General features: G+C 41.7%; 10 protein-coding genes and 3 rRNA genes. 8 read left to right on the top strand and 5 right to left on the bottom strand.

The features are described from left to right. Positions 1-267: 267 nt before the first annotated feature. Positions 268-1,779, top strand: coding sequence for a catalase KatE1 (katE1, locus tag E2I05_RS21550; protein ID WP_121854598.1), 1,512 nt, complete (start codon positions 268-270; stop codon positions 1,777-1,779). 226 nt (positions 1,780-2,005) lie between these two features. Next, entirely contained in the window at positions 2,006-2,509 is a 504-nt protein-coding gene (locus E2I05_RS21545; protein ID WP_165905543.1) for an ankyrin repeat domain-containing protein, read from the top strand. A 219-nt stretch (positions 2,510-2,728) separates the two neighbouring features. Here the strand turns inward: E2I05_RS21545 and E2I05_RS21540 are convergent, their stop codons facing one another. The 5 genes from E2I05_RS21540 to E2I05_RS21520 form a co-directional block, all read right to left on the bottom strand. Then, the gene (locus E2I05_RS21540) at positions 2,729-3,133 is read right to left on the bottom strand and encodes a hypothetical protein (RefSeq protein WP_121854599.1); all 405 of its coding nucleotides are present in this window, start codon (positions 3,131-3,133) and stop codon (positions 2,729-2,731) included. A gap of 407 nt (positions 3,134-3,540) precedes the next feature. Continuing rightward, complete coding sequence (locus E2I05_RS21535) at positions 3,541-3,969, bottom strand: hypothetical protein (RefSeq protein ID WP_133309845.1); 429 nt, start codon at positions 3,967-3,969, stop codon at positions 3,541-3,543. Between the two features lie 162 nt (positions 3,970-4,131). Further along, positions 4,132-5,310: an MFS transporter gene (locus E2I05_RS21530; RefSeq protein ID WP_121854601.1), complete on the bottom strand. Its 1,179-nt coding sequence runs from the start codon at positions 5,308-5,310 to the stop codon at positions 4,132-4,134. A 142-nt stretch (positions 5,311-5,452) separates the two neighbouring features. Continuing rightward, on the bottom strand, positions 5,453-6,295 hold the full coding sequence (fghA, locus tag E2I05_RS21525) for an S-formylglutathione hydrolase (RefSeq protein WP_121854602.1): 843 nt from the start codon (positions 6,293-6,295) through the stop codon (positions 5,453-5,455). A gap of 8 nt (positions 6,296-6,303) precedes the next feature. Next, on the bottom strand, positions 6,304-7,452 hold the full coding sequence (locus E2I05_RS21520; protein WP_121854603.1) for an S-(hydroxymethyl)glutathione dehydrogenase/class III alcohol dehydrogenase: 1,149 nt from the start codon (positions 7,450-7,452) through the stop codon (positions 6,304-6,306). Positions 7,453-7,934: 482 nt separating this feature from the next. Here E2I05_RS21520 and E2I05_RS21515 point away from each other — a divergent pair, with 482 nt between their 5' ends. From E2I05_RS21515 to E2I05_RS21490, 6 genes are all read left to right on the top strand, one after another. Further along, on the top strand, positions 7,935-8,807 hold the full coding sequence (locus tag E2I05_RS21515; protein WP_121854604.1) for a LysR substrate-binding domain-containing protein: 873 nt from the start codon (positions 7,935-7,937) through the stop codon (positions 8,805-8,807). Positions 8,808-9,167: 360 nt separating this feature from the next. Beyond that, the gene (gene ccoG / locus E2I05_RS21510) at positions 9,168-10,595 is read left to right on the top strand and encodes a cytochrome c oxidase accessory protein CcoG (protein ID WP_121854605.1); all 1,428 of its coding nucleotides are present in this window, start codon (positions 9,168-9,170) and stop codon (positions 10,593-10,595) included. A gap of 689 nt (positions 10,596-11,284) precedes the next feature. Further along, a 16S ribosomal RNA gene (locus E2I05_RS21505) occupies positions 11,285-12,826 on the top strand. Between the two features lie 379 nt (positions 12,827-13,205). Beyond that, positions 13,206-16,200, top strand: a 23S ribosomal RNA gene (locus tag E2I05_RS21500). Between the two features lie 160 nt (positions 16,201-16,360). Beyond that, a 5S ribosomal RNA gene (rrf, locus tag E2I05_RS21495) occupies positions 16,361-16,476 on the top strand. The 16S, 23S and 5S rRNA genes sit together here, the layout of an rRNA operon. Positions 16,477-17,229: 753 nt before the next feature. Beyond that, complete coding sequence (locus E2I05_RS21490; protein ID WP_121855025.1) at positions 17,230-18,027, top strand: MBL fold metallo-hydrolase; 798 nt, start codon at positions 17,230-17,232, stop codon at positions 18,025-18,027. Positions 18,028-18,033 lie beyond the last annotated feature (6 nt).

The following is an 18,033-nucleotide window of genomic DNA, read 5'->3' as shown; positions in this document are numbered from 1 at the left end:
GCCGTAGCTATGTAACCGAAGTTGCAACACCGTAGAGTGCTGAAACTGGACACTAGAAAATCTTAAGAAACTTATGGTCAGGTACTTAGCTCTGAGTTGAGCATTTAATTACTGTAATTGGTATTACACCCCCTAGTGAATAGAAAGACAACTCCAATCTGTTTTCCTAATTCACCCAATCGATAATAACCTTTATTCTTAATCTTTATATTCGTTATAGAATGTTTGTAGGCAGAGAGAGCAATTGTTGTAAATAAGAGAATCCCAATGAATATAAAGAAAACAAGTTTTTTAGCACTATCAATAGGTTTGGCATTTAGCATACAAGCAGAAACATTAACTCGCGACAACGGTGCACCTGTAGGTGATAACCAAAATTCAACTACTGCAGGTAGCAATGGCAGTGTGCTTTTACAAGATGTTCATTTGATTCAGAAATTGCAACGTTTCGCACGTGAACGTATACCTGAACGTGTTGTTCATGCCAGAGGTACGGGGGCGTATGGTGAGTTTGTCGCCAGTAACGACCTAAGTAATCTCACTCAAGCAGCTCCTTTCGCTGAAAAAGGTAAAGTTACTCCTGTATTTGTCCGCTTCTCTACAGTAGTTCATGCAAAAGGCTCACCTGAAACTCTGCGAGATCCACGAGGGTTTGCAACTCGTTTCTATTCAAACCAAGGTAATTGGGATCTAGTAGGAATCAACCTACCAGTATTTTTTATTCGTGATGCAATTAAATTTCCTGACATGGTGCATTCACTTAAGCCATCGCCAGTGACTAATATCCAAGATCCAAACCGTTTTTTCGATTTCTTTAGTCACGAAGGTACTGCTACACACATGTTAAGCAGGGTTTACACTAATTTAGGTACTCCATCGAGCTACCGTAAGATGGATGGCTGGGGTGTGCATGCCTATAAATTTATTAATAAAGAAAAAGAAGTTAAATATGTAAAGTTTCACTGGGAAAGCCACCAAGGTGTTGAAGGGCTACGACCAAATGAAGTTACAGAGATGCAAGGGAAAAACTTTAACCACTTAACTGACGATCTTTATACTCAAATCAATAAAGGGAATTACCCAAAGTGGGATTTAAAAGTCAAAATATTGAACCCTAAAAATCTTGGTGATTTTAATTACAACCCACTCGACGCAACAAAAGTATGGTTGAACATACCAGAAACAACCGTTGGCACTATGACGCTTAATCGTGTCCCAGACAATTTCTTTCAAGAAACTGAACAAGCCGCTTTTGCCCCTTCTAACTTGATACCTGGTATCGAGCCTTCTGAAGACAAATTACTACAGGGGCGTGTATTTTCATATTCGGATACGCAACTCTACCGCCTAGGTGCTAACTTATCTCAACTACCTATAAACCAACCTCGGATTGATAAAATTAATCACAATCAAGATGGTGCGTCTAATAACGGTCACACTGTTGGTAATATTAATTATCAACCTAGTACTCACTTATCATTAACCGAAGATAATAGATATCGGTCAGTTAACACAGCTTTAACAGGAACAGTGTCTCAAAAAGTCATCGAGAAACAAGATAACTTTACTCAGGCAGGGATATTTTATCGCAGTTTAAACAAACAAGACAAAATTGACTTAATAGCTAATTTATCAGGTGATTTAGGGCAAGTTAAAAATTATAATGTTAAGCACCAGATGCTGAGTTACTTCTATCGTGCAGACAAAGATTTTGGTAAACGCCTGACTCAAGCTGTTAATGGCAATTTAAATGAAGTGAAAAAAAGATCACAAACCTAATTTCTACAACACAAAGATGACAACTCTAATGGGCTAATTAATCAGCACCATATAAGTCCACAAAACGAATACTTGCTCTTCTCTGCCCAGTTTAGAGTACGTTTTGTGGCCACTACCCAAATATTCCAAAAAAAGTTCAATATCTTTCTGCTTCAACATAAGGTTTAATTCATGCTTAATAAATCCTTAAAAAAAAACTCTTACTTCAGTTTTTATCAACTTATGTGTGGCTCTCACGTTAATATACGTACCCTACTCTCTATCTGAAGCCTTCGATTCTCAAAAAAAAAGTGAAAACTCAACTAAATTTGTCATAGCTATAGACAAGTCTAACAATAAGCAAATTCAACAACTGATTGAATACTACTTTGCATCGGCGAGAACTGGTAATGTTGATGTACTTTCATATTTTTTAGAAGCAGGGTTTCCAGTAGATCAACGAAATGCTCAAAGCTATACTGCACTAATGGTTTCAGCATACAATGGTCAAGAGCCCGCAATAGAAACCTTACTTCAATATGGCGCAAATGCATGTCTTCAAGATAAGCGTGGTAACACGGCTATAATGGGTGCCATTATAAAAGCTGAATTTTCAATTGTAAAAAAACTATACACACAAAACTGTAGTGAAAAATTGACAAATAAGTCAGGCATGACACTTGAAGATTTTGCTAATTACTGGGGGCAAAGTGACAAACTAAGAAAAGTGAGATTGGCAACACAACCGTAAAAAACTATTCATAATACTCGATGTGTGAAATTTAAAAAGACAAGATCACAGCTTAAAATGATTGGTTCTGAAACATTCAAGCTAAGCGAATACGAGCATGTCAAAAAAACGTATTTCATTCGGTATGATTCTTTATTGCCCTGCCACAGCCTCTGTAATGAGGCAATAAAGATTTGTAGTTTTACAAACTGTAAAAGGGTTTATTATCGAAAGCAGAAGTTAGTCTTCACGTTCTAAAAATACTTTCAAGCGTACACTCGACCAATGTATTTTAGCACTATAAACAACATTTCTTGCACCGTTGCTGCAGTTAGCGTTTGATGATAAACAGGATATAACTGGGTATATATCGCTGTCTTGAGTGCCTTTATACGCTGAAAGATAGAACTTATCATAGGTATCCGTATCCATAAAAATATTATCAAAACTGACAGATAATATATGTCCTAAATCTTGCCACTCTCCATTTTTTTTATTATGAGCATGAACGTAAATAGTTTCAGACATTGCAGAGTCAAGTGTTCTATTTAATATTGCCGTTCCTGCAGAGTCATCAGCAACTGCACTTCCTGAAAGTAATGCTGAAATACATAAAAGAGAATAAAACTTCAATTCAGTTTTCATAATAAGACCATTCAATTAACGTTAAATCATCATTCTATGTAAAAGAGGTTGTACCGATGCTGAATGACACACTTTAAATCTAAGTTAGCTTATTTCTTTTCAATATCTTATCTATTTTTGTGGGGTTTTGTTAATCAAAGTTGTTGGTTTAATATTTGTTGAATACTCTGCAACATTGCCAGATTCTTTGGCTTTTACAAATTAATAATCCACAAATGGCTAATAGTAAGTGTAATGGCTAACATAGCGACTATGGTTGAGTTCCATTAATGAGAGTTTTCATGACGATAGTTGGCCAGTGAAGGAGCAAACGAACCAAGAAAATGCGCCATACTTGAAAGTGCGACGGCCTGAAATGGTGTGGTAGTTTTACAAACTGTAACTGGTTTTATTATCGAAAGCGTAAGTTATTTAGCATGCTCTAAAAATATTTTTAAGCGAAGAAAGTGATGGTCAGACCAATGTACTTTAGCATTGTAGATAACATTTTTTGCTGTTGGGTCTCCACAGCTAATATTAGATGAAGAGCATGATATAACAGAGAATATTTCACTGTCGAGCGTGCCTTTATACCCTGAAAGATAGAAATTTTCATAGGTATCAGTTCCGATAAAAAAACCATAAGCACTGGAAGATAATAAATGTCCTAAATCTTGCCACTCTCCATTTTTATCTTGAGCATGAACATATAGAGTTTCAGACATTGCAGAGTTAAGTGTGTCATTAAATATTACCGTTCCAGCAGAGGCATCAGCAAAAGCACTTCCTGAAAACAATGTTGAAATACATAAAAGAGAATAAACCTTCAATTTAGTTTTCATAATAAGACTATTCATTAAATGTTAAACCGTCATTCTATGTAGAAGTAATTGTACTGACGCTGAATGACACATCTTTAATTAAAATTAACTTATTCTTTTCAGTTTGTTATGCGTTTTAGTTGGGTTTTGTTCATCAAAGTTAATGGTTTAATATTTGCTCAATACTTTGCAGCATTGTCAGATCCTTTGGCTTTTACAAATTAATAATCCACAAGTGGCCCATATAGGTGTAATGGCTAACATAGCAATTAACGTTGAGTTCCATTGGTGAGAAGTTTCATGAAGATAGCCAGCCAAAAAAGGAGCAAACGAAGCAAGAAAATATCCGATAGATTGCGCCATACCTGAAAGTGCGACGGCTTGAAACGGCGTGGAAGTTTTTAAGGTGATAAAAGAAAGGCCTAAGGTAAACCCACATCCCGCTCCCATGCCAAATAGAATTCCTGACCATAAAGCCAGAGGAGGGAAAAAAAGTAAGCCAACAATTCCTAAGATAGCGGTAACAAGGGCAAAAACACAATAAGCGGTCATGCTCTGATAGCGGAGCATGAGTGGCGCCATGACCAAAGCTGGGATAGCAGAAGCCAATTGCAATACCCCATGATATAACCCTGCTGTTTCAACACTGTAGCCAACGGAAGTCAGCATTGCGGGGTACCAGCTAATAAAAATATAGTTAAATGACGAATTCAAACCAAAAAAGACCGTTATCTTCCATGCCAATGGGCGTTTCCATATTGGGGGTGTTTGTTGTGCATATTCAGAGTTGTTGATGAGAGTACGTTTTAATTGTATAGGTAACCAGACCAATAACGCGAATAAACAGACGGGCAACATAGCCAACAGAGCTATTGGTAAACCAGATAAGGTTATTGACGAAAAATGAATGCTTGATAATGGCACAACAATGCTTGAATTGATGGCTGCGCCAATTCCCATCATTAAAATATAAAGCGCCGTCAAAGGGGAAGTAATATTGGGAAAATACTGCTTAATGACACTGGGTAATAACACATTAATTATGGCTATACCCACTCCAATCAGCGCCGTGCCTATCAATAAATGATCAATCCTTATCCAAGCACGTAGACACAAGCCAGCGATGATTGTAAGTAAGCCGAGTGAAATAGTGGTTTCTAAACTGATTTTTTTTGCAATGATCGCGGCGATGGGGGAGAAAATAGCAAAGGCTAGTAATGGGATAGATGATAATAAACCAGCTTGTTGTGAGGACATATCTAATCGAAGTTTTAGATCATCTAGCAGGGGAAATACGCTGGTAAAAGGCGCTCTTAGATTCAGCGCTATCAATATCAACGCGCAGATGAATAAACTTTTGGGTACTACTTTGTGCATGCCTAAATGCTACCTTCAACAGATCAACGACAATTGTGCTACTAGCAACACTAAAAACTTAGGCCATTCACTTTTTAAAAAGTGAATGGCCTAAGCAAAAGTATGACACTGTTTGTTGTATAAAAGGTGAAGATGAACTCGATTACATCTTGAATAAATGTTGATGATGAAAGTGTAAATGCGCTTCAATAAAACTCGAAATAAAGAAATAGCTGTGATCGTATCCTGACTGCATTCTCATCTCTAAAGGAGATTGATGGAGATGAGCGGCTGCGATTAGGTTTTCTGGCTTTAATTGTTCCGTTAAAAAGCTATCGCCATCACCTTGATCAACTAGAATGGGTAACGTCGATTGAGCGCTTTTTAGTAGCTCACAAGCATCATAATGTTTCCACGCATCTTTATCATTACCCAAATAGGCTCTAAAGGCCCTTTGCCCCCAAGGACATACCATCGGGTTAGATATTGGACTGAATGCAGAAATGGATTGATAACGTGATGGATTTTTTAGACCTATGGTTAATGCGCCATGTCCACCCATACTATGTCCACTGATGGATTTTACCTGTGAGACAGGAAAATGTTGCTCAATCAGGTTTGGCAGCTCATCAACAATGTAATCGTACATTTGATAATGTGTCGCCCAAGGTGCTTGTGTTGCATTAACATAAAACCCTGCACCTTGTCCTAAATCGTAACTCACATCATCTGCTACATCATCACCTCGCGGGCTAGTATCTGCTGCTACAATGGCAATACCGAGCTCAGCCGCCACCTTAAATGCTCCCGCTTTTTGCATGAAATTTTCATCGCTACAGGTGAGTCCCGACAACCAATATAGTACTGGCACAGGATTGTTTGTTGTGGCGTTTGGCGGTAAGAATATAGCAAACCGCATCTGACTGTTCACGCTGGTGGATGAATGAGTATATTGTTTATGCCAACCACCAAATACTTTAACTTGGCTGATGTTTGTTAATGTCATTAGGTAGCCTATTTATCCATGTGTACAACGGAGCGAATACTCTTGCCTTCATGCATTAAATCAAAAGCATGGTTCACTTCGTCAAGTCCCATAGTGTGAGTAATGAATTCTTGTAAACCAAATTCACCTGCCATATAGCGATTGACTATTTCTGGTAGCTCGCTGCGTCCTTTTACCCCGCCAAACGCGGAGCCTTTCCAAACTCGGCCTGTGACCAATTGAAACGGACGCGTAGATATTTCTTGTCCAGCACCGGCGACTCCAATGATCACAGACTCGCCCCAACCTTTATGACAGCACTCTAAAGCTTGGCGCATTACATTGACATTACCAATGCATTCAAATGAGTAATCTACTCCGCCATCGGTCATTTCAACGATGACGTCTTGAATAGGTTTATCAAACTCACTAGGGTTAATAACATCCGTTGCGCCCAATTGTTTGGCTAGGTCAAATTTGCTGTCATTAATATCTATGCCAATGATTTTACTGGCGCCCGCCATGCGCGCGCCAATAATCGCCGATAAACCAATGCCACCTAAACCGAAGATGGCCACCGTATCACCCTTTTCAACTTTAGCTGTATTTAGTACCGCGCCCATGCCTGTTGTGACACCACAGCCTAATAAACAAACCTCTTCAAGTGGAGCGTCGTTATTGACTTTAGCCAATGAAATTTCTGGCAGCACCGTATATTCAGAAAATGTTGAGCAGCCCATATAATGATAAATTGGCTCACCATCAATGGAGAAGCGACTGGTACCGTCTGGCATTAAACCCTTCCCCTGAGTTTCACGTACGGCTTGACAAAGATTGGTTTTACCGGATGTACAAAACTTACATTTGCCGCATTCTGCTGTGTATAAAGGGATCACATGATCGCCCACAGCAACACTGGTGACACCTTTACCTATCATCTCGACAATGCCACCGCCTTCGTGGCCTAAAATGGCAGGAAATATGCCTTCAGGATCTTCACCCGATAAGGTAAACGCATCAGTATGACAAACTCCGGTTGCTACGATTCGAACCAATACCTCACCGGCTTTCGGTAATTCGACATCAACTTCTTCCATTTTGAGTGGTTCGCCGGCGGCCCAAGCCACAGCGGCTTTTGATTTTATTGATGTCTGTCCAGACATGATATTCAGTGCCATGATATTTCTCCTCTTTATCAGCCGTAGCTGAACTTCAACCAAAATAAATCGGTTGAACGCACAATTTAACTTTAATTTATTGAAGTTAAATACAAAATTAAACAACCCTAATTCACCCATCAGGTGAGTGATGAACATTCATATACTTGCCAAAATCACCGCTAGCTTCGTTATAAATTTTGCAAGTAGAAACGAAGTAACGACAGTTTTGTATGTCGGTCATAACTATGTCTTCATCAATTTCACTTGTACTTTGAACACATACATAGCTCTGAGCTGGGAATTTAATTACTGTAATTGGTATTACTATCAGTAATTTTTTCTGCGTATATGAACACTCCCAACCGATTTATTTAGGTTCAATTGGTACAACAGGAAGCTCATCTTACTCTTGCTAATTCATTTAATAATTAGCTATATATGAAAATGATTTTTTCATATATGTAATAATAATGGTGCAGAACACCCTGAAGGAGTAGTACATGGTCAGTTGGGAAGGCGTTATTGAGTTCGTTGCCGTGGCGCAAACAAGCAGTTTCTCATTGGCAGCAAATAAGTTAGATGTATCCGTTGTAAAAGTCAGTCGAAAAGTATCGACACTAGAAAATAAATTAGCGGTAAAGCTACTTCATAGAACCACTCGTAAGGTCTCATTAACCGACGCTGGCCGACTTTATTACCAGCAATGTAAAACCTTAGTTGAGGGCTTAGAGCAAGCAGAGCTCGCTGTCACTCAAATGCAGCAACATCCTACGGGTTTACTACGCGTTACTGCGCCAGTCACTTATGGTGAACAATTTATTGGTCCGTTACTGAATCAGTTTCTTTGTGCTTACCCTCAACTTGATATTGACTTTATACTGACTAATCAACAACTCGATTTGCTCGATAACGGTATTGATATCGCCATTCGTTTAGGTAACTTGATGGATTCATCAATGATGGCCAAGCGGTTGAGTAGCCGTCAGCTTTATGTCTGTGCAAGCCCTGATTATTTAAACCGCTATGGTGAGCCGCATACTTTGTCTGAAATTATTAAACATCAATGTTTAGTAGGCAGCATCCCTCATTGGCGCTTTAAAGAGCGAAATCAACAACGCAACCTGCGTATTTCTGGACGAATGAGCTGTAGTTCTGGAGTGACATTATTAGATGCAGCAAAAAAGGGCTTAGGATTAGTTCAACTGCCAGACTATTACGTCAACGATGCACTAATATCTGGTGAACTAGTGGAAGTGCTGAGCCAATATCGTGATGATAAAGAAGGTGTATGGGCGCTATATCCTCAAAACCGCATGTTATCAAACAAAGTAAAGGTATTGATTGAGTTTCTTGGGCAACATTTACATGAGTGAAATAAGCAGAAACAAGAGTAATGATAATTATTCCAGTAAAATTAAAAAATAATGTCCAGAGAATGTAAATAATATGGCAACTTTTTTGTCCAATTTGCCTACAGCTTTACGATTGTTGTGTCTTATTATCCTGCCGGCTACATTAGTACAAGCTAAATTAAGGGTGAAAATTGATCTTGATCATGTTTTACCGTCGCATTTTACTTATATAAAGGCTGGGTACTCCCCAATATTTCTAAGTGATGTCTAATTCACATTATCTGAGTCTATTTAGCTGAATAACCCTATAGATTAAAGGTATAATGAAGTCCTCCAAAAACTATACTCTGTTCAATACTGAACAGGATAGGTTCACACAATATGAGTTCAGGAAATACGAACAAGGACTATTCCAAAGGTCAAAGAATAAAGATACATCAACCAGATGCTAACAAGGCTGATTCCTTCAGTCCGAGTAATCACATCTATGTACGTGCCGTTCAAGGAATTTGGACTCGGTTGCGAAGTCGCATGGGGTGGGTGGCAATGTTGTCATTTATGCTACTCCCATGGGTGCAATGGGGTGATCGACAAGCGGTCTACTTTAATTTGGCTGAGCAAAAGTTTCATATCTTCGGGTTAACGATTTGGCCACAAGATTTAACCGTTTTAGCAGCCCTGCTAATGATCGCCGCGTTTGGATTATTTTTTGTTACCACATACCTAGGTCGGGTTTGGTGTGGTTATACTTGCCCGCAAACCGTTTGGACATTTATATTCATTTGGTTTGAAGAGAAGTTCGAAGGCGCACGTAACAAACGCATAAAACTCGACAAAATGCCGTGGAGCTTTAATAAAGTTTGGCGAAAAGCAGCTAAACACAGTGCGTGGTTGGCGTTTTCTTTATTAACCTCTATGACTTTTATGTCATATTTCGTACCCACTACAGTGATATACACTGAAGTATTTACCTTAAGTGCATCAGGGTTGATTTACTTTTGGGTAATATTTTTTATGTTTGCCACTTATGGTAATGCAGGTTGGATGCGGGAAATCATGTGTCTTCACATGTGTCCATATTCACGGTTCCAGTCTGCCATGTTTGATAAAAATACCTTTATCGTTGGTTATGACGCAAAACGCGGTGAATCTAGAGGACCCCGATCTCGTAAAGCGGATCCGAAGGCACTGGGATTAGGTGACTGTATTGACTGTGACTTGTGTGTTCAAGTTTGTCCAACAGGTATTGATATCCGTAACGGTCTTCAGTATGAATGCATAAATTGTGGTGCTTGTATTGATGCTTGTGACAATACCATGGAGCGCATGGGTTACGAAAAAGGCTTGATCAGCTATACCACTGAAAATAAGCTTGAAGGGATAAAAGAAAAACTGCTTCGTCCTAAGCTTGTTGGTTATGGTGTGGTTATGCTGACAATGGTAGTGCTATTTATCTATTCCATAACAGCAATTGAACCAATGCGTATTGATATTTTGCGAGATCGTAATCAATTGTATAGAGAAAACACAGACGGTCTTATTGAGAATACCTTTACATTAAAAATTCTTAATAAAACGGAACAAGCACAAGAATACCAGCTAGTCGTAGAAGGTCTTTCAGATTATAAATGGTACGGCCCACAAGTTGTGACGATTGATTCTGGAGAAGTTTACACCTTACCAGTCAGTGTGGCGGTCGATCCTGTCGATTTAAAACGGACAATTACTGACTTTTCTATTCGTCTTTCAACAAAAGTGGATGGTGAGTTAGTCGAAGTGAAGCAAGAATCACGATTTTTCAGTCCATAGCAGTGCAGAAGGTGTAGTTTAGTTCTGCTTTAACCGGGCATAATGCAATAAAAAAGAGGCTTTTTAGCCTCTTTTTTGTGCGTAGTGATGCATATCTGCTCGCTTGAAATAAAAAAGCAAACTTTCATAAAAAAAGCCCTTGCGCAGTTTCAGAATCTCCCTATAATGCGCATCCACTGACACGGCACAGCAGCTCTTCCTAGCATCATAAAGAATGCGATTAAGCAGCAAGGTTGGCGAGTCAGGTTCAGTCGAGAATAAGGCACTTTTTAAAAGTAAATTAACCTCAGATTGAACGGCAGAAAAAAGTTTGCAAAAACTGCTTGACGCCAACAACAAGGTCTGTAGAATACGCAGCCCTGACCCGCTGAGGACACTGATTAAATCAAGGTTTGAAGCGCAGAGTCAAAACGCTCTTTAACAATATATCAAGCAAATCTGTGTGAGCACTCACAGAGATTGACAAAATCGAAACTGTATTGGTTTATCACTTCGGTGAATAGATTAAGCAGTCAAAAATTTTCTCAATTAATTGTGTTCACGCAAACTTTCAAAGTGATTACTTACGTTAAGTAAATAAGCATTTTGAACATGCAAATTTGGTTTACTTTCCTTTTTCATAAAGAGAAGTAAGTCAAATCGACAGAATTCATTGAGCAGAAGCTTTCATTAGCTTCGAGCAAAAACTTTAATTGAAGAGTTTGATCATGGCTCAGATTGAACGCTGGCGGCAGGCCTAACACATGCAAGTCGAGCGGTAACAGAGAGTAGCTTGCTACTCTGCTGACGAGCGGCGGACGGGTGAGTAATGCCTGGGAATTTGCCCAGTTGTGGGGGATAACAGTTGGAAACGACTGCTAATACCGCATAAACCCTACGGGGAAAAGCAGGGGACCTTAGGGCCTTGCGCAATTGGATAAGCCCAGGTGGGATTAGCTAGTAGGTGAGGTAAGAGCTCACCTAGGCGACGATCCCTAGCTGTTCTGAGAGGATGATCAGCCACACTGGGACTGAGACACGGCCCAGACTCCTACGGGAGGCAGCAGTGGGGAATATTGCACAATGGGCGAAAGCCTGATGCAGCCATGCCGCGTGTGTGAAGAAGGCCTTCGGGTTGTAAAGCACTTTCAGTGGGGAGGAAAAGTTGTTGGTTAATAACCAGCAGCCGTGACGTTACCCACAGAAGAAGGACCGGCTAACTCCGTGCCAGCAGCCGCGGTAATACGGAGGGTCCGAGCGTTAATCGGAATTACTGGGCGTAAAGCGTGCGCAGGCGGTCTGTTAAGTCAGATGTGAAAGCCCCGGGCTCAACCTGGGAATAGCATTTGAAACTGGCAGACTAGAGTCTTGTAGAGGGGGGTAGAATTTCAGGTGTAGCGGTGAAATGCGTAGAGATCTGAAGGAATACCGGTGGCGAAGGCGGCCCCCTGGACAAAGACTGACGCTCATGCACGAAAGCGTGGGGAGCAAACAGGATTAGATACCCTGGTAGTCCACGCCGTAAACGATGTCTACTCGGAATTTGGTCTCTTGAAGACTGGGTTCTCAAGCTAACGCATTAAGTAGACCGCCTGGGGAGTACGGCCGCAAGGTTAAAACTCAAATGAATTGACGGGGGCCCGCACAAGCGGTGGAGCATGTGGTTTAATTCGATGCAACGCGAAGAACCTTACCTACTCTTGACATCCAGAGAACTTTCCAGAGATGGATTGGTGCCTTCGGGAACTCTGAGACAGGTGCTGCATGGCTGTCGTCAGCTCGTGTTGTGAAATGTTGGGTTAAGTCCCGCAACGAGCGCAACCCTTATCCTTATTTGCCAGCACTTCGGGTGGGAACTTTAGGGAGACTGCCGGTGATAAACCGGAGGAAGGTGGGGACGACGTCAAGTCATCATGGCCCTTACGAGTAGGGCTACACACGTGCTACAATGGGCAATACAAAGGGTTGCGAAGCCGCGAGGTGGAGCTAATCTCATAAAGTTGTTCGTAGTCCGGATTGGAGTCTGCAACTCGACTCCATGAAGTCGGAATCGCTAGTAATCGTAGATCAGAATGCTACGGTGAATACGTTCCCGGGCCTTGTACACACCGCCCGTCACACCATGGGAGTGGGCTGCAAAAGAAGTGGGTAGTTTAACCTTCGGGAGAACGCTCACCACTTTGTGGTTCATGACTGGGGTGAAGTCGTAACAAGGTAGCCCTAGGGGAACCTGGGGCTGGATCACCTCCTTATCGACACGATTTTGTTGTTTTTGTAGAGTGTTCACACAGATATGCTTGACGTTTTATCGAAAGATGAAACGGCATACTCGTTTGTCCTAGCGGCAACGATGTTCTTTAACAATTTGGAAAGCTGATAGTAGGATTTATTGTTCATTTGAATAGTAAATCATACGAAAAATCTCAAAAACGATGCATTACATTAAATGGTAAAGCATCAAGAGTTCTCAAGCACTTTATTAAGTGTCTTGAATATTCAAAACTAAGGCGATATCAGCATCAACTTACCCGTTGATGCAATGATTATCAGTAAAAACCAGCTAGTTGCAATGCAGCTCAATGATGTTAACGACTTGTTTTTAACAAGAAGTGAAACTCATCTGGGTTGTATGGTTAAGCGACTAAGCGTATACGGTGGATGCCTTGGCAGTCAGAGGCGATGAAGGACGTGTTAATCTGCGATAAGCTCAGTTAAGTCGATAAAAGGCGTTACAGACTGAGATTTCCGAATGGGGCAACCCAATCACATAAGTGATTATCATACAGTGAATACATAGCTGTGTGAGGCGAACGTGGGGAACTGAAACATCTAAGTACCCATAGGAAAAGAAATCAACCGAGATTCCCCTAGTAGCGGCGAGCGAACGGGGATTAGCCCTTAAGTCTTTGGGGTGTTAGTGGAATACGTTGGAAAGCGTAGCGGCACAGGGTGATAGCCCCGTACACGAAAACTAACCGAAGATGAAAACGAGTAGGACGGCACACGTGACATGTTGTCTGAACATGGGGGGACCATCCTCCAAGGCTAAATACTCCTGACTGACCGATAGTGAACCAGTACCGTGAGGGAAAGGCGAAAAGAACCCCTGTGAGGGGAGTGAAATAGAACCTGAAACCGTATACGTACAAGCAGTGGGAGCGGTTCTTGAGACCGTGACTGCGTACCTTTTGTATAATGGGTCAGCGACTTACATTTTGTAGCGAGGTTAAGCGAATAGCGGAGCCGTAGGGAAACCGAGTCTTAACTGGGCGTTGAGTTGCAAGGTGTAGACCCGAAACCCGGTGATCTAGCCATGGGCAGGTTGAAGGTTGAGTAACATCAACTGGAGGACCGAACCGACTTATGTTGAAAAATGAGCGGATGACTTGTGGCTGGGGGTGAAAGGCCAATCAAACCGGGAGATATCTGGTTCTCCTCGAAAGCTATTTAGGTAGCGCCTCGAGCGAATACCATTGGGGTAGAGCACTGTTAAGGCTAGGGGGTCATCCCGACTTACCAACCCTTTGCAAACTCCGAATACCAATGAGTACTACTCGGGAGACACACGGCGGGTGCTAACGTCCGTCGTGGAAAGGGAAACAACCCAGACCATCAGCTAAGGTCCCAAAGTTATTGCTAAGTGGGAAACGATGTGGGAAGGCTTAGACAGCTAGGAAGTTGGCTTAGAAGCAGCCATCTTTTAAAGAAAGCGTAATAGCTCACTAGTCGAGTCGGCCTGCGCGGAAGATTTAACGGGGCTAAGCAATACACCGAAGCTATGGGTGTTTGTGCATCACCAGATGCGATTTCAGCTAACTGACATTTGTTTTTTAAATGTCAGTTTAAGCATGCAACACGTTGAGGCGGTTGTGGAGAATAAGTCGTATGTGGGATGCACAAACGCGGTAGAGGAGCGTTCTGTAAGCGGTAGAAGGCGAAGGGGTAACCCACGCTGGACGTATCAGAAGTGCGAATGCTGACATGAGTAACGATAAAGGGAGTGAAAAACTCCCTCGCCGAAAGACCAAGGGTTCCTGTCCAATGTTAATCAGGGCAGGGTGAGTCGACCCCTAAGGCGAGGCCGAAAGGCGTAGTCGATGGGAAACCGGTTAATATTCCGGTACTTCTGCTTACTGCGATGGAGAGACGGAGAAGGCTAGGCGAGCGCGGCGTTGGTAGTCCGCGTTTAAGGCTGTAGGCTGTAGACTTAGGCAAATCCGGGTTTACATTAGGCTGAGAGCTGATGACGAGTCACTAAGGTGATGAAGTCGTTGATGCCCTGCTTCCAGGAAAATCTTCTAAGCTTCAGGTAAGTAGGAATCGTACCCCAAACCGACACAGGTGGTTGGGTAGAGAATACCAAGGCGCTTGAGAGAACTCGGCTGAAGGAACTAGGCAAAATGGTACCGTAACTTCGGGAGAAGGTACGCTCTTGACGGTGATGAGACTTGCTCTCTAAGCTGTTGGGAGTCGCAGATACCAGGTGGCTGCAACTGTTTATCAAAAACACAGCACTGTGCAAAATCGCAAGATGACGTATACGGTGTGACGCCTGCCCGGTGCCGGAAGGTTAATTGATTGGGTTAGACTTAGGTCGAAGCTCATGATCGAAGCCCCGGTAAACGGCGGCCGTAACTATAACGGTCCTAAGGTAGCGAAATTCCTTGTCGGGTAAGTTCCGACCTGCACGAATGGCGTAATGATGGCCACGCTGTCTCCAGCCGAGACTCAGTGAAGTTGAAATTGCGGTGAAGATGCCGTATACCCGCGGCTAGACGGAAAGACCCCGTGAACCTTTACTATAGCTTGGCACTGAACATTGACCCTACATGTGTAGGATAGGTGGGAGACTTTGAAGCGTTGTCGCTAGATGATGTGGAGTCAACCTTGAAATACCACCCTTGTAGTGTTGATGTTCTAACTTGGCTCTCTCATCGAGAGTAAGGACAGTGCCTGGTGGGTAGTTTGACTGGGGCGGTCTCCTCCCAAAGAGTAACGGAGGAGCACGAAGGTTGGCTAAGTACGGTCGGACATCGTACGGTTAGTGCAATGGCATAAGCCAGCTTAACTGCGAGACAGACACGTCGAGCAGGTACGAAAGTAGGTCATAGTGATCCGGTGGTTCTGAATGGAAGGGCCATCGCTCAACGGATAAAAGGTACTCCGGGGATAACAGGCTGATACCGCCCAAGAGTTCATATCGACGGCGGTGTTTGGCACCTCGATGTCGGCTCATCACATCCTGGGGCTGAAGTCGGTCCCAAGGGTATGGCTGTTCGCCATTTAAAGTGGTACGCGAGCTGGGTTCAGAACGTCGTGAGACAGTTCGGTCCCTATCTGCCGTGGGCGTTAGATGATTGAGAGGAGCTGCTCCTAGTACGAGAGGACCGGAGTGGACGAACCGCTGGTGTTCGGGTTGTTATGCCAATAGCATTGCCCGGTAGCTACGTTCGGAATCGATAACCGCTGAAAGCATCTAAGCGGGAAGCGAGCCTCGAGATGAGTCATCTCTAGAGCTTTAAGCTCTCTAAAGGGCCGTCCGAGACTAGGACGTTGATAGGCAAGGTGTGTAAGCGTTGTGAGGCGTTGAGCTAACTTGTACTAATGACCCGTGAGGCTTAACCATACAACCCAGATGGGTTTTACAACCTTAGTGAATATATAAGCGCTTAATAAAGTAAGAACTTTGAGATAATTTCTTGTAAAAACAAGTATCAGCCAACCAAATTATTAATTTACGGCTAAAAGAGCGGTAAATAAAGAAAAGAACAAGCAAACAGAATTTGTCTGGAGACAATAGAGCTGTGGCACCACCTGAATCCATTCCGAACTCAGAAGTGAAACGCAGTATCGCCGATGGTAGTGTGGGGCTTCCCCATGTGAGAGTAGGTCATTTCCAGGCGCCAAATAAACAAAAAGGCCACCCAAACGGGTGGCCTTTTTGCGTGTGGAAGAAAATCTTTAACTCATAATCACTAATGGTATCGAACTTTAACCTAAACGTTCATGATAGGCATAGATGTCATATGCGTTTACTTTGGCTACTATTTTTCTATCACCCTACACCATGAAAACTGTATTCGCTGAGATTTGAAGATTATTTCCAACCGAAGCTAAAGGCGAAGTGATTTTTAGCTTTTATGCTTTCACTAACAGGCTTGGGAATAGGTGTTAGCGGCTATTTTCACGGTAATAAATCGGTTGAACGCACAATTTAACTTTAATTTATTGAAGTTATACCAATTACAGTAATTAAATTTCCAGCTCAGAGCTATGTATGTGTTCAAAGAACAAGTGAAATTGATGAACCTAAAATCATCAGTTGAACGCTGAGTATATGAGTAACTGTTTGAGCAATATGATGATTTTATCATCATGGCTTTCACCCAATGAGTGAAGTGCTCTACGCTCACAAGCTTGCTAAAATGACTGCTATCTGCGTTGTAACTTTTGCAAGTAGAATAACTACTTGCTGCTATTCATGCCTTGCTATCAGTAATTTTTTCTGCATATATGAACGCTCCCAACTAATTTATTTAGGTTGATCAATTTTCACTTCTCTTATATCCAATAACCTGACAATAAACTTTAATTAATTAGTTATAAGACAATGTTTCTATTAAATTTGATTTTATTTTACTGAAGTTACCTTGCTATGAATCTCCAATATTTTTTTCATCGCCAAACAGGGACATTAACTTATTTAGTTTCAAGAGGCAGTGAAGCGGTATTGATTGATACCGTATTGGATTTTCAGGATGGCAAGATTGGATTCGAACCCGCCAATGAAATCATTGATGTAATTCGAGCTAAAGGACTTTCATTAAAGTACATTCTTGAAACGCACATTCATGCAGATCATTTGTCAGCCGCGTCTTATATCAGAAAGCAACTTGGTGGAAAAATCGCTGTAGGCAATAAAATTGAACAAGTCTATAAGGAGTGGATTGATAAATTAGATTCTATTCCTATGGCTGATTTTGATGTAAAACTTGATCATCATTCAGTATTGGATTTTGCAGGTACAAGCATCGAAATTATTGATACACCGGGACATACGCCTGACTCGATTACTTACAAAATTGATGATTTTCTTTTTGTTGGTGATACGTTGTTTTCACCAGCTAGGGGAACGTCGAGAGTAGATTTTCCTGGGGGGAGTGCGTCAGATCTATATCAATCCATTGAAAAGATTTATGAATTTCCAGATGCTTATCATATACAACTGTGTCATGACTACCCAGATGAAAACGAACCTCCTATCTGCGATGTCACAGTTGGAGATGAAAAAGCGACAAACATCATGCTTAATAAACAATCGACCGAGCGAGTTTATGTCGAAAATCGCTTAAAACGTGATGCGCAATTGTCGTTACCTAAATTGATTGAAGTGGCTGTGCCATTCAACCTGACACATCAATTACCCGCTGGCATTATTATAAATAATGGATAAAATTAA

The organism is Parashewanella spongiae (genome assembly GCF_004358345.1).
GTDB lineage: Bacteria > Pseudomonadota > Gammaproteobacteria > Enterobacterales > Shewanellaceae > Parashewanella > Parashewanella spongiae.
Note: the sequence above shows the minus strand (reverse complement) of the source record. Positions and strands in the feature narration are given on the sequence as shown.

Excerpts from the sequence above, each read along its gene's own strand:
- katE1 (WP_121854598.1), top strand. The coding sequence starts at position 268 with ATGAATATAAAGAAAACAAGTTTTTTAGCACTATCAATAGGTTTGGCA.
- E2I05_RS21540 (WP_121854599.1), bottom strand. The coding sequence starts at position 3,133 with ATGAAAACTGAATTGAAGTTTTATTCTCTTTTATGTATTTCAGCATTA.
- E2I05_RS21535 (WP_133309845.1), bottom strand. The coding sequence starts at position 3,969 with ATGAATAGTCTTATTATGAAAACTAAATTGAAGGTTTATTCTCTTTTA.
- E2I05_RS21530 (WP_121854601.1), bottom strand. The coding sequence starts at position 5,310 with ATGCACAAAGTAGTACCCAAAAGTTTATTCATCTGCGCGTTGATATTG.
- fghA (WP_121854602.1), bottom strand. The coding sequence starts at position 6,295 with ATGACATTAACAAACATCAGCCAAGTTAAAGTATTTGGTGGTTGGCAT.
- E2I05_RS21520 (WP_121854603.1), bottom strand. The coding sequence starts at position 7,452 with ATGGCACTGAATATCATGTCTGGACAGACATCAATAAAATCAAAAGCC.
- E2I05_RS21515 (WP_121854604.1), top strand. The coding sequence starts at position 7,935 with ATGGTCAGTTGGGAAGGCGTTATTGAGTTCGTTGCCGTGGCGCAAACA.
- ccoG (WP_121854605.1), top strand. The coding sequence starts at position 9,168 with ATGAGTTCAGGAAATACGAACAAGGACTATTCCAAAGGTCAAAGAATA.
- E2I05_RS21490 (WP_121855025.1), top strand. The coding sequence starts at position 17,230 with ATGAATCTCCAATATTTTTTTCATCGCCAAACAGGGACATTAACTTAT.